The sequence below is a fragment of the Zoogloea sp. genome (genome assembly GCF_017302315.1).
Classification (GTDB): Bacteria; Pseudomonadota; Gammaproteobacteria; order Burkholderiales; family Rhodocyclaceae; genus Zoogloea.
Genome location: NZ_JAFLDT010000109.1, coordinates 1 through 10,914, shown reverse-complemented (window position 1 = coordinate 10,914; position 10,914 = coordinate 1). Strand labels below are relative to the sequence as shown.

The window sequence follows — 10,914 nt, the reverse complement described above, 5'->3', positions numbered from 1 at the left end:
CCGTTCAGGGCCTGCGCCTCGACAAGATCGAGCGCCCCGCCCTACCCGTACCCGCAGATGCCGCCTGGGGGCTCCTCCTCGTCGCCATGGCAAGCCTGGGCGGCATGCTGCGGGCCCGGTCCGATTCCACCAAACCCTGCCAACCCACCTGACCCTCACCATGAATCACGCCCTCGAAAACACCATGTACGACGTGGCGCAGCTCTTCCTGCTACCCACCCTCATCCTCATCGCCGTGCTCTTCCTGTTCGCCTTCTGGTGCCTGGGCGAATTCGCCATGATCGCCTGGCGCCGCCGCAGTGATGGCGGCCGGCCGCTGATCCGAGCCTTCCAGGCCAACCGCTCACTCACCGACGACGAGCTCGACCTGCAGGCCCACACCCTGCTGGAAGCGCCCCGCGTGGCCAGCCGTGTCACGCCGATGCTCGGGCTGGTCGCGACCATGATCCCCATGGGTCCGGCACTCAAATCCCTCTCCGACGGTGACCTGGCCCAGGTCTCCCACAATCTCACCGTCGCCTTCTCGGCGGTCATCCTGGCCCTCCTCGCAGCCTCCATCACCTTCTGGGTCACCAACGTGCGGCGACGCTGGCTCGCCGAGGAGATCGTGCACATCGCCCGTCTACGCAAGGAGGGCTGAACATGGCGCTCAAGCTGCTGCACGAACCCGAAACCGAAGACCCGATCCTGTCGGTGGTCAATCTCATCGACATCTTCCTGGTTGTCATCGCCGCCCTGCTCATCACCATCGCCAGGAACCCGTTGATGAACCCCTTCAGCAAGCAGGACGTCACCGTCATCACCGACCCGGGCAAGCCGAACATGGAGATCACCATCAAGAAAGGGGAAAAAATCGAGCACTACAAGGCAAGCGGCGCCATCGGCAGCGGTGACGGGGAGAAGGCCGGCGTCGCCTACCGCATGAAGGACGGCTCCATCGTCTACGTACCCGAGGGCGGCGAGGCCGCAGCTACGGAGGGCACACCCCCGGAAGCCGGCTCCAGTGGAAATCCGCCCCGGCGCTGAACTCCCTGCCGCAGCGAACGTCCATCCGTCATGACCTGCACGCCACAAACGCCCTCCGCCGCCATGAAGCCCCTGCTCACCCTGCTCCTGATCAGCCTCGGCAGCATCAGTCACGCCGCCGATCGCATCATCGACGTCGCCAGCGGCCGCGAGATCAGCCGCACCGAGTTGCTGGCCCAGGCCCGCCAGAGTGACTTCCTCCTCCTTGGCGAGATCCACGACAACCCCCATCACCATCGCCGCCGCGCCGAGCTGATTGCCGGGCTGGCCCCCAAGGCAATCGTTGCCGAGCAGCTGGATGAAGGCAGGCGCACAGATTGGGCCCAAAACCCTGGCGAAGCCCTGGAAAAACGCCTCAGCGCAGCTGGCTTCGATGCAGCCGGCTGGCAATGGCCTCTCCATGAGCCCCTGTTTGCCGGCCTCGCCGAGGCGCGAATCGACGTCACAGGTGCCAACATCTCCCGTGATCTGGCCCGCCGCATCGTGCGTGAGGGCAGCCCCGCCCTCCCTGCCAGGATTGCCGCAGCTCTCGCCGCCAACCCTTTGAGCCCGCGCGCCGAAGCAGCTCTCGACGCCGATCTGCTGGACAACCACTGTGGCCAGCTTCCCGCCTCCCGGGTGCCCGGCATGCGCCTGGCCCAGCGGGCCCGGGATGCCGCCATGGCGCTGGGCTTGGTGGCCCTGCCCGACCGCCCGGCCATCCTGGTTGCCGGCAACGGCCACGTCCGCGCCGACTACGGCGTTCCGGCCCTGCTGGCCAGGCTGCGTCCCGGCGCCCGGATGATCAACATCGCCTTCGAAGAAGAGGGCAAGGCAATCGATGCCGGCGCCACCTACACCCATAGATGGACGACGCCCGCCGTCCACCGGGACGACCCGTGCAAGGGATTCAGCCAAGCGCGCCCCTGAGAAACGCGGAATCTGGACGACATTCAGTTTTATACGAACTCAGACTACCAACAATTCTGATTTTATTTAACCCCATGGGCGGCTATGCTTCCGCGGCTGAGATCCCCAACCACAGGAGACACGAATGAAAACCTTTTCCCTGATGACGGCCGCCCTGGCCCTGGGCTTCACCCTGGTGACGAGCGACGCCGAGGCCGCCAAACGCTTTGGCGGTGGCAAGTCCTCGGGCATGCAACGCCAGGAAATGAGCCAGCCCAAGTCCCCCAATGCCACCCCGGCCACGCCTGCCCAGGCTCCGGGTGCCGCTGCGGCTCCGGCCCGTTCCCAGGCTGCCGCCGCCGCGCCCGCCGCCCAACCCAAGCGTTCCTGGATGGGCCCGCTGGCCGGTCTGGCCGCGGGTATCGGTCTGGCCGCCCTGGCGTCCCACTTCGGCTTCGGTGAAGAGCTCGCCTCCATGATGATGATGGCCCTGATCGCCTTTGCCGTGATCGCCGTGATCGGCTTCTTCCTGCGCAAGCGCGCGGCGGCCAACCAGCCGGCCCTGGCGGGTGCAGGCGCCGGTGGCATGCAGTACACCGCCAACCAGGGTAGCTACGACAAGTCGCCGTCGGCTGCCACCCCGTCCTACGGTGGCGCTGCGGCTCCCGTGGCGGCTGCCGCTGCGGCCACCACGGCAGCGGCCGTCGGCAACATCCCGGCCGACTTCGACGCTGAAGCCTTCGTGCGCAACGCCAAGCTCAACTTCATCCGCCTCCAGGCAGCCAACGACGCCCGCAATCTCGAGGACATCCGCGAATACACCACGCCCGAGATGTTCGCCGAGATCAAGATGAACTGGATGGACGACAGCAGCGCCGGCCAGAAGACCGACGTGGTTTCCCTCAACGCCGAGGTGATCGACGTAAGCGAAGAAGCCGAGCGTTACATCGTCAGCGTGCGCTTCACCGGCCTGCTGCGCGAAGAAATCAACGCCGCCCCCGAAGGTATCGACGAGATCTGGCACCTCACCAAGCCCCGCGCTGGCAACAGCGGCTGGCTGGTGGCCGGCATCCAGCAGAACGGCTGATCACTGGCGGCACGGAGCCGCCACACTGAACTCTGGCAGTACCCCCTAGCCCCTGCACGAGCACCGCTCGTCGCAGGGGTCTTTTTTTCTCCAGCCTCCCCAACCGGCGCTCACGCATCCCCGGGGAGCTCACCCTCAGCCGATACCACACCACCGCTCCCCATGGCTTCCAGCCCGGCCTTGGCTGCGTCGGAAATGGCCAGCACGCAAGGGTGGGTCAGGCGCCGCTCCACGGAAATCGCGTAATACTCGATGCGCACCTCCTCGGCACGGCCGAGTACCACCAGGTCGCCCGTCGCCAGCGTTTCCTGCTCAATGGCCGTCGGCACCACGAAGGCCCCCACCCCGGCGCGCCCGAAGGCAGTCATCAGGGCCGTGTCATCAAACTCGCCGACGATGCGCGGCCGCAGGCGCTTGCGATCAAGCCAGTCCTCGAACTTGCGCCGAATGGCTGAATCCTCCCCCGGCAGCAGGGTCGGCAGCTCACCCATACACCCTGGAAAAGCCGGCACCCGATCCCCGAGCAGGGAGCGTGCAGCAATGAAGCTGAGGCCCGACTCCCCCAGACGGTGGTTGTAGGCCCGCACGTCCACCGATGGCGGAATTGGTGAATCGGCAATCACCAGGTCGAGCTTGTGGATGGCCAGCTCGGTGAGCAGACGGTCGAGACGCCACTCCCGGCAGATGATGCGCACCGGATCGGCCGGATCCACTGCCGGGCGGAGCAGGCGGTAGGCAATCGACTTGGGCACCGCATCCGACACCCCAACCCGGAACTCCACCGGCCGCCCCTTGGGATAGTGGCGCAAGGCCTGCTCCAGCTCGGCGCTGAGGGAGAACATCTCGTCGGCGTACTCCATCGCCAGGCGGCCCGCCGGCGTCAGCTCGAGGGCGCGACCATCCCGGGCGAACAACTGGGTGTCGAGGCTGTCTTCCAGGAGACGGATCTGCCCACTGATGGTCTGGGGCGTGACGTGGAGCGCCTCGCCTGCCTTCACCACGCCGCCGCTGCGCGCCGTCTTCCAGAAATAAAAGAGGTGTTTGAGGTTCATTCCACGGCTCCTGACGACACATGTAACAGTTCGAATATATCGAAACAATACTTCAGATAATGCGTCTTTACCTGATTGATTGATACCAATATAGTGAGATCTCCGCAACACACAGGAGACGAAGATGGAAGTCCAGATCAAGGCCCGCGGCCTGCCTGCCGCCAAGACCCTGCGCAATCACGCCAGCCGCCGTATCCGCACCGCCCTGGGCCGCTTCGGCCACGCGGTCCAGAGTGTCACGGTCCGTCTATCCGACATCAACGGGCCCCGGGGCGGAGCCGACAAACTCTGCCGCATCGTCATCCAGATGAAGAGTCGCTCCATCGTCATGGAAGAACTGGGCGATGACATGCGCCGGGTCATTGACCGCCTCACCGAGCGCGTCCAGTACAACGTGGCCCGTCAGATGGACAAGATCGCCCGGGTGAACCGCCAGCTCATGCAGCCGCCCGAGCTGATCCCCGTCCCGCTCTGAACAAACGCCAGCGCCGAGCCTCCGCAGGCCGGCGCTCCCCGAACGGGGAGGCCTGACCTCCCCGTCGATTCCGGCTAAAATCGCTGCCCGAACGCCATCTGCAGGGCCAACTGCCCCGCCATGACTGCCATGCTGCGAATCTCCGAACTCCGCCTGCCCCTCGACCATTCCGCCGAGGCCCTGCCCGCCGCCCTCGTCCAGCGATTGGGCATTTCCTCCGCCGATCTCACCGCTTTCACGGTTTTCAAACGCAGCTACGATGCGCGCAAGAACTCGAAGCTCACCTTCATCTACATCGTCGATGCCGAGGTGAACAACGAGGCTGCAATCCTCCAGCGCTTTGCCGGCGACCTCCACGTCAAGCCGACGCCCGACATGGACTACCATTTCGTCGGCAAGGCGCCGCCCGCCTTCACCCATCGCCCGGTGATCATCGGCTTTGGCCCCTGCGGCATCTTTGCCGCACTGATCCTGGCTCAGGCGGGCTTCAGGCCCATCGTGCTTGAGCGCGGCAAGGCCGTGCGCGAACGCACCCAGGACACCTGGGGCCTGTGGCGCAAGAACACCCTCAATCCCGAATCCAACGTGCAGTTCGGCGAAGGCGGCGCGGGCACCTTCTCCGACGGCAAGCTCTACAGCCAGATCAAGGATCCCAAACATTACGGCCGCAAGGTGCTCACCGAGTTCGTCAAGGCCGGCGCGCCGCCCGAGATCCTGTATGTCGCCAAACCCCACATCGGCACCTTCCGGCTGGTGGGCATGGTCGAAACCATGCGTGCCGAGATCGAGCAACTGGGCGGCGAGATCCGCTTCCAGCAGCGGGTCACCGACGTCCTCATCGAGGGCGGCCAGGTGCGCGGCGTGAAGACCGCCAGCGGCGACGAGATCCGCAGCAACCACGTGGTGCTGGCCCTGGGCCACAGCGCCCGCGACACCTTTGAAATGCTGCACGAACGCGGCGTGTTCATGGAAGCCAAGCCCTTCTCGGTGGGCTTCCGAATCGAACACCCCCAGAGCCTGATCGACAAGGCCCGCCTCGGCCCCCACGCCGGCCACCCGGAGCTGGGCGCGGCCGACTACAAGCTGGTGCACCACGCCTCCAACGGCCGCGCGGTGTACAGCTTCTGCATGTGCCCGGGTGGCACCGTGGTAGCTGCCACCTCGGAGCCGAATCGCGTGGTCACCAATGGCATGAGCCAGTATTCGCGCAATGAGCGTAACGCCAATGCAGGCATCGTGGTCAGCATCACCCCGGACGACTACCCGGGCGGCCCACTCGCCGGGATCGCCTTCCAGCGCGAACTGGAAAGCCGGGCCTTCGTGCTCGGAGGCGGCACCTACGAGGCGCCGGGCCAGCTGGTCGGCGACTTCCTGAAAGGCAAGGCCTCCACGACCCTCGGCAGCGTGGAGCCCTCATACAAGCCGGGCGTCAAGCTGGGCGACCTGTCCACCGCCCTGCCCGACTACGCCATCAGCGCCCTACGCGAAGCCTTGCCCGCCTTCGACCGGCAGATCCGAGGCTTCAACATGCACGACGCGGTACTCACGGGTGTAGAAACCCGTACCTCATCCCCGCTACGCATCACTCGCGGGGAAGACTGTCAGAGTCTCAACGTGAAGGGGCTTTACCCGGCGGGCGAAGGTGCCGGCTACGCGGGAGGCATCCTGTCGGCGGGGGTAGACGGCATTCGTGTCGCGGAGGCTGTGACGGCCAGTCTGCTGGCCGACACCTGACCCAACACGGTGGCACAGTGTCTCAGCGTGCCACCAGACTGCGAAAACGGCTTTCCCGGCCCAGCACCAGACGGCCAAATTCGTCGAGCAGGGCCGGAGTGATGGTTTCGGGGCGAAGGACGAAAGTGACGAAGCCGAGACGCTCCAGATTGCGGGCCTCCATCACGACCTCACCCTTGTCGAAGTCGGCCCGCCAGACCACCTGCACCCCCACTTCGTCTGCTACCACGAAAAGTCCGGACTCCAACTCCCGCATCCGGTTGCGACGCTCCTGGCATTCGAACTTCAACCCCAGGTCGAAGAGCATCTGGCGCAGCCGCTCGACCGCCCCGCCACTTCGCTCAAGGCTGCGCTGCCCCACCCCGCGGAGAGTGAAACCCATGCTCACCCGCTCGATGCAGCCCCCGTCAGCAGTGGGTCGCGTCCGAAAATCGGCATAGCCCTCCACCCAGGAGAGGTTGCGGATGGGATCGTCTGAGTCAAGAAGGTAATAGCAGCGCCCCACCTGGGGTTTCAGGATATTCAGTTGAGTGGTCAGATCACGCAGGTAGTCGAACACCGCGCGCAAGGATCGATCAAGGCGCTCACGCAGGCGCTCAGCCTCCCGGGAGGCCATGCTGACGCCGCGCTGCCGCAGGGCAACCTCGTCGCGTAACTGATCAAGCAGCCCGCTGCGGAGCTGTTCGGGCACCTCCGAGGGCGGAATCTGCGGGTCGGCTCCGGCAGACTCAGGCGCCCTGAGTCCCGTGACCTCGGGAAATCCGAGATCCCGCGCCGCAACCGAAAAATCCGCCGTATTGCCACGGATCCCGGTGTAACGGGCATCAATCTGCTCCACCCTGCGCCGAGCCGCCTCCAGATCAAAGGAATCGATGTCCGCAAGCAATGCCGCAGCCTCCGCATCCAGAGACCGGGCCTCGGCTTCCTCCGGGCCCGCACGCTCGGACGAAAGCGGATCGGGCGCATCGGGTGGGCGGACATGGGGTTTGGAAGACACAGCGATCATCTGGGAGAAGAAAACACAAAAAACCGCGGATCGGTAAGGACACACGACCGGGAAGCTGTACAACGATGACGTTATTGTAATGAACTATGGGCGCTTGGGAACCCATTCTCGCCGGCCGGAATCCCGGAAACTTGCTGTTGGATGCTGCCCGCGGTTAGACTCCGCAGCGTTTCGGGTGCCGACCACGCGTCTGCGGGGAAGGTGAAACGGGAAGTCCGGTGACCTCGGCGAGCCTCGCTCGCAGGGCATTCCGGCGCAGTCCCCGCTGCTGTAAGCCTGACGACGCCTCCACACACGCCACTGGGCCTTTGGTCCGGGAAGGCCGGAGCGGGTCGCATGAAGGTGAGCCAGAAGACCGGCCCGACAACGCTGGTTTAGCTGTGCCCCGGGGTGTGGGACTGGCGAACGAAAACGTCGGCCTTCCCGCGCAAATCCTTCCTGTCCGCGCCCGCCCAGCAGCTTCGTATCGCCCCTCCTGCCCCCCCCGGCCAGCCCGATGGCACGCGGAGGCGCAATGGCAGGACGCAAGTCGATTCACCGGATATTCACCCTCGGCACCAGGCTGCTGCTCGCCCTCACGGCCTGCAGCGGTGCCCACGCGGCCAGCCTGTTCGGCGTCGTCACCGACCGCGCTGCGCCCGCGGTCGTCGAAGCCGCCCGGCAGCATCTCGCCCGCCATCCCCGCGACCGCATCCTGCTGCGCACCCCGGCCCAGATCCAGGCCGCCAGCGACCGGCAGTTGCGCCAATGGCTGGACGCGGACACCGTGCTGGCCGTCTCGGCCTTCGGCGACCCGGCACGGCGCCTCATCGACGCGATACCCGCCAGCCGTGCCAGCACCGTACTGGCCATCAACGGCGAGCAGCGCCTCAACCTGCTGAGCCGCTCGCGGGCCGGCACCCTGGGCAGCTTTCCGGCGGAGACCCTGCGCCAGCTGGCGGGCGAGTCCCCTCCGCAGGCGGCGCTTGAGGCCGCCGCCGCATCTCCGGCGGCACAACACTGGCTGGACGCACGCCGCACCTGGCAGGCCGGTGGCAGCGACAATCTGAACAACCTGCTCAAGCACCTGCTGGTGGGCAGCCCGCTGCCCCCACCCCGAGCGGAGGCCGGCCTGCGTCTGCGCGTCGGCGCTGTCGAACGTGTCGATGCAGACGCCCGGGACGCCCGCCTGCTGCCTGCCGGCGCAGCCCTGGCCGTCCTTGACCTGTCCAATATCGAATCCGGCAGCGCCGCCGCGATCTGTACCGAATCCCGCCGTCAGGGCCTGCCCTGCGCCGAGATCCTGACCCGCTGGGGAGGCAGCTCCCGGGCGGCCATCGAAGGCCTGCCCCGACTGCTGGCCCCGGCCAAGGCGGCAGCCCTGGTGGTGATCCAGGATTTCGTCGTCGGCGCCGCCGAAAACCGGGAGGCCGTCACCGCAGCCTTCCAGCAACTCGACATCCCGGTCATCAAGGCCATCCGCCTCACGGAGCGCAGCGCCACCCAGTGGCGCCTGTCGCCGGAAGGCCTGCCGGTGGATTCGGTGCAATACCGGGTGGCCCTGCCCGAACTCCAGGGCATCGGCCAGCCCATCGTGGTGTCCGCGGTCGGAGCCAGCCGCATCGACCCCATCACCGGAATCGAGCTGCGCCGCACCGAGCCCATCCCCGCCGAGATCAGCCGCCTGGTGTCCCGCGCGGCCCGCTGGCAGCAGCTCCAGGCCAAGGCCCGGGCCGACAGGCGCCTGGCCATCATCTACTACAACCACCCGCCCGGCCGGCAGAACATCGGCGCCGACAACCTGGACGTGCCCGCCTCCCTGTTCGGCATCCTGCAACGCCTGAAGGCCGAGGGCTACGACACTGGCGAACTGCCGGCAACGCCCGAGGCCCTCCTCGACCGCATCATGGCCCACGGGGTCAACCTGCCCGAGGACAAGACCGCCCTGCGCGAGCTGGCCCGTGAAGTGGCAGGCCTCGGCACCGCCGACTACCGGCGCTGGTTTGCCGGGCTGCCGGAGCGCGTCCAGGCTGAAATGGTCTCCGGCCCCCTGGGCCGCCTTCACGCCGAAGTGCTTGAAGCCGAGCGCACCGGCGAACGCAGCCTCGGCCGCAAACGCGTGGAATCGGCAATGAAGGAGCTCCACCACCTGGCCGAAGGCGCCGACCATCCCCGGCGGGCCGAGGCCATCGCCGGGCTGAAGGCCCTCGAAGCCGGCTATCTGGCTTGCCTCGCCGATGTCCCCAAGGGCGCCTGCAGCCGCCACTCCGGCCTCACCTGGAAAATCGTCGGCTACGGCGTCGAAGGCCTCAAGGGCTGGGGGCCGGCGCCAGGCAAAGTGATGGTCAGCGACGGCAGGCTGCTGGTGCCCGGGCTCCGCTTCGGCAAGATCTTTGTCGGCCCCCAGCCACCCCGGGGCTGGGAGGTGGATGAAGAGCTCCTCCATGCCAACACCAGCGTACCGCCGCCCCACCAATTCCTCGGTTTCTACCACTGGATCCGCGACGTCTTCCGTGCCGACGCGGTAGTGCACCTGGGCCGCCACTCCACCTACGAGTTCCTGCCCGGCAAGGCCGTCGGTCTGACCGCCGACGACTACCCCAGCCTCATCGCCACCGACCTGCCGGGCATCTACCCCTACATCGTCGACGGCGTGGGTGAAGGCGTCCAGGCCAAGCGCCGGGGTCTGGCCGTGATCGTCGACCACCTCACACCACCCCTGTCGGCCACCCCGCTCTACGACAAGCTGCTGGAATTGCGCCAGGTGGTGGAGAGCTTCGAGGCCGCCGGCAGTGACAGCCTCAAAACCCAGGCCGCCCGCCGCATGCGCGAACAGGTGGCAGCCCTCAACCTGCGGGCCGAACTGGAAGCCTCCATGGCCGATGTGCTGGAGGTGCGCGGCATCGGCTTCGAAGACGCGGACGACGACCTGCTCGCCCACGAGATCGGCCATTACCTCACCAAGCTGCAGGAGAAGTTCATGCCCCACGGCCTGCACATCTTCGGGCAGGACTGGAGCACCGAATCATTGAAGCTGATGGCCGACTCCATGGGCCAGGTGGCCGGCGGCTACGACGCAGCCATCGCCGACAAACTTGCGGCCTCGCCGCGCCTGGAAATGGCAGGCCTGCTCGCCGGCCTGGACGGGCGCTTCGTGGCCCCGGGCAAGGGCAACGACCCCCTGCGCTCCCCGGAGGCCCTGCCCACCGGGCGCAACTTCCACGCCGTCGATGGCGACCTCCTGCCCACCCGGCTGGGCTACGCCCTCGGCGCCCGCCTCGCCGAACAGGCGTCGGCCCGCCCACGCAAGACGCGCGCGGACGCCGACAGCGATGCGGTCATCCTGTGGGCCTCCGACGCGGTGCGTGATGAGGGCGCGATGGTCGCCTTCTGCCTGTCCCTGCTCGGTGCCGAACCGGTATGGAACGCCCGCGGCATCGTCACCGACGTGCGCCTGCTGGCCGACAGCCCCCGACGTGACGTGATCGTCACCACCTCCGGCCTGTTCCGCGACCTCTACCCCAATCTGCTCAACCAGATCGACCGTGCCGGCCGGCTGGCCCTCGCCGCCTCCGCCGGCCTGATCGCCGAACGCCACCCCGAGCTGGGCGCGGCCCTCGACGCCGCCCTGGCGCCACTGGGCAGCAACGCAGCCCGGGGCCACCAG

General features: G+C 67.1%; 9 protein-coding genes and 1 riboswitch. Of the genes, 7 read left to right on the top strand and 2 right to left on the bottom strand.

Annotated features, from left to right (window positions below):
- Positions 1-160 precede the first annotated feature (160 nt).
- The 4 genes from J0L98_RS19835 (at position 161) to J0L98_RS19820 (ending at position 3,001) form a co-directional block, all read left to right on the top strand.
- Positions 161-640, top strand: coding sequence for a MotA/TolQ/ExbB proton channel family protein (locus tag J0L98_RS19835; protein WP_296413722.1), 480 nt, complete (start codon positions 161-163; stop codon positions 638-640).
- A 2-nt stretch (positions 641-642) separates the two neighbouring features.
- On the top strand, positions 643-1,026 hold the full coding sequence (locus tag J0L98_RS19830) for a DUF2149 domain-containing protein (RefSeq protein WP_296413721.1): 384 nt from the start codon (positions 643-645) through the stop codon (positions 1,024-1,026).
- Positions 1,027-1,056: 30 nt separating this feature from the next.
- On the top strand, positions 1,057-1,935 hold the full coding sequence (locus J0L98_RS19825) for a ChaN family lipoprotein (RefSeq protein WP_296413719.1): 879 nt from the start codon (positions 1,057-1,059) through the stop codon (positions 1,933-1,935).
- A 124-nt stretch (positions 1,936-2,059) separates the two neighbouring features.
- Positions 2,060-3,001 (top strand): Tim44-like domain-containing protein, encoded by a 942-nt coding sequence (locus J0L98_RS19820; protein WP_296413717.1) that lies wholly within the window; start codon positions 2,060-2,062, stop codon positions 2,999-3,001.
- A gap of 110 nt (positions 3,002-3,111) precedes the next feature.
- Here the strand turns inward: J0L98_RS19820 and nhaR are convergent, their stop codons facing one another.
- Positions 3,112-4,053, bottom strand: coding sequence for a transcriptional activator NhaR (nhaR, locus tag J0L98_RS19815; RefSeq protein ID WP_296413714.1), 942 nt, complete (start codon positions 4,051-4,053; stop codon positions 3,112-3,114).
- A 124-nt stretch (positions 4,054-4,177) separates the two neighbouring features.
- Here nhaR and J0L98_RS19810 point away from each other — a divergent pair, with 124 nt between their 5' ends.
- Positions 4,178-4,528: an HPF/RaiA family ribosome-associated protein gene (locus J0L98_RS19810; RefSeq protein WP_296413713.1), complete on the top strand. Its 351-nt coding sequence runs from the start codon at positions 4,178-4,180 to the stop codon at positions 4,526-4,528.
- Between the two features lie 129 nt (positions 4,529-4,657).
- Positions 4,658-6,262, top strand: a complete 1,605-nt coding sequence (locus tag J0L98_RS19805) for an NAD(P)/FAD-dependent oxidoreductase (RefSeq protein ID WP_296413725.1) — start codon at positions 4,658-4,660, stop codon at positions 6,260-6,262.
- Positions 6,263-6,284: 22 nt separating this feature from the next.
- On the opposite strand, the gene J0L98_RS19800 is transcribed toward J0L98_RS19805, so the two are convergent.
- Complete coding sequence (locus J0L98_RS19800; protein ID WP_296413711.1) at positions 6,285-7,268, bottom strand: hypothetical protein; 984 nt, start codon at positions 7,266-7,268, stop codon at positions 6,285-6,287.
- A gap of 156 nt (positions 7,269-7,424) precedes the next feature.
- A riboswitch (cobalamin riboswitch) is annotated at positions 7,425-7,647 on the top strand.
- Between the two features lie 135 nt (positions 7,648-7,782).
- On the opposite strand from J0L98_RS19800, the gene J0L98_RS19795 reads away from it, so the two are divergent.
- A partial coding sequence (locus J0L98_RS19795) for a cobaltochelatase subunit CobN (protein ID WP_296413708.1) occupies positions 7,783-10,914 on the top strand: 3,132 nt, incomplete at its 3' end.